This window comes from Rhizobium sp. PDO1-076, assembly GCF_000247475.1.
Lineage (GTDB): Bacteria > Pseudomonadota > Alphaproteobacteria > Rhizobiales > Rhizobiaceae > Allorhizobium.
On the sequence record NZ_AHZC01000224.1, the window covers coordinates 1 to 2,217 of the forward strand.

At 52.6% G+C, this 2,217-nt stretch carries 1 protein-coding gene; it reads left to right on the top strand.

What is annotated here, in order from left to right; all coding sequences use genetic code 11:
* Window positions 1-207: 207 nt before the first annotated feature.
* The coding region (locus PDO_RS13640; RefSeq protein WP_141649906.1) for a hypothetical protein at window positions 208-2,217 on the top strand (2,010 nt) is incomplete at its 3' end.

Sequence of the window (2,217 nt, forward strand, 5' to 3'; positions counted from 1 at the left end):
CCCGACGTCTCAACCAACGCGCGCTGATCACTACCGATGCGCCCACAATTGATGCCCGATGGACATGATTTTCCACGGTTGGCCGACGAGCGCGTTCCAAGGCTAAAGCCCTTTGTTTTTATGCATGCCGTTGTCCCGAAACCGCGGCACATTTTCGGGCGACATGCATTGGCGGCGTAGTTCCATCCGCAGCTGCCTTGGCCAGAATTGACCGGTGCCGGTAAAATCGCCGGCGATTCTGCCGCCGCTGGCGCGATAATGCACAAAGCGACAAGTGATGTGCGCTCTCGGCAATGGACGGCGGAACGCTTCCCTGCAACATGCAAGCTAGCTATGGGCCTGCCATCTTCGGCAGACTACGGCATTCAATCTCGGCGCGCAAATTGTGTCCATGTGCGTGAAACCCAAGGACAGAAGGTATTTAGTATGACGGCCAGCGGAATCTCTAACAAATCGCAATCTCACTCTATCGGGCTGCCTCAACAAGGCAGCGGAAATGGGTCACCTGCGGTACTACCTCGGGTTAGTCCTGGTCTTTTGGCTCCCTCTGGCACCTTCGCAAAAACAAACTATCACACGTTCTACCAAAAAACTGTCTCTCCCAAACTTGGGCCGGGTGGAGATTTACATGGACTAAACAATCTCCACTTCCTCAACCCGCAAGAGTACCGAACGACTTGGTACAACTATCTCACGAAGTCGCGGAAATCTGAGAATGACCGCAAATTGGATTTGCTGGCTAGCGCTAAAATCGACCCAGTCTATTTTGCGGAAATTTGCAGCCGACCGTCTGCAAAAGTCGTAGAGGCGGCCAAGGCGAAAGGGTGGGCCCAGCTTAAGGAGAAACTCGCCCAGGACTACAAAACGGTCAGCGCCGATGATGCCGCGCAGGTGCAAGACTCGCCAACCCAAGACACTACCACCCACGATCCCAAGACATTGAAATCTGGGCCGACCATTGAATCGCAATTTTCGTTGCGGCAATGGTACAGCGTAAAGTGTGCTGCCGCCCCCCTTGGCTTGCGCAATTCTTGGAACCCCGTTCGCTGGATCGCACATTTTGTCACAAATAATATCGCCATTGAAGTCCTCGCCGCAAGCGGTATGAACACCAAGCATGCCTCACCAGACCATAAAGCGGAAACGCAGCCGCTGGTTCCGCTGGAATATTTCCAAAGCCATACAGTCGGGGAAAACTCGATTATCTCGATTATCTTGAATAATAAGGGTCAAATCACCATTAGCTCTCCAGCGGGGGGCAAGAATAAAAAGGTCGTGAATTTTATCCCGGATGATATGAAGGGTGATGCCAAGCAGGTGAAGGCATTTGCGAAATTCATGGACGAGACCGGGGTGGCGCAGGTGCAGGGGGCGATGACTAAGCCAGGCCTCGAGAACGAATGCAGTTTCGAAGATTATATCGCCCTCGAAAAGCTCGATGCCAACGCATTGAAAACTTGGACCTTTATTCCCCGGGTGCTGAATTGGTTCAGGTCAGCTGCGACTATCCATGAAGCCAGAGTGAACTCGTTGAAACAGCGGGGCTTGAGTACAGCGTACGCCGAAGAAATGCTTATTCAAGAAAATGGAAGTCTTGCCGAGATCGTCAAGCGCCACAAAATCACCGCCCGGAAAGAGACGATGGCCCTTGCTTATGCGAAGTTCCGGGCGTCTGACGAATTCATGTACTATATCAGCCAGCTAATAGATCCCGCGCAGATCGCCGACAAAATCGGCTTTCATTTCACGAGCAATTTTATGCGTGCTGAAGGCGGTACCCGCGGCGTCGAACACATTGACGGTGCAGCCAGAATGCCGAACGATGGCGAGGTCCACAAGGATTTGCTGACTGCTAAGCTTGGGCTCATGATGGGTCGAGGGAACGAGGCGGAAGTTGCGGCCGGAAATGCACTTAGTAAGCGCGCTGACAACTACGATCGTTACCTGGTTGCCTGTGCCAAAGATCCGCTGGCAATTAAAATGTCTGGCTTGCCTAATCAGAAACCGCGCGCCCTTGAAAAATTATCAGTCGAACAGCTCCTGCAACGGCTTGCTGCCATTGAGGTTCGCACCGACACCGGCAAGCGCCTCGCCCCCCTCGTCGCCTTCGATGTTCTTTTGCCAAAGAATGATAGTAAGAAAGCTAAGAAGGTTGTTAAGCAAAGCGCCAATGACTCCATTCAGACGAGGAAGTATACAAGCCAGAATCGCTATAGC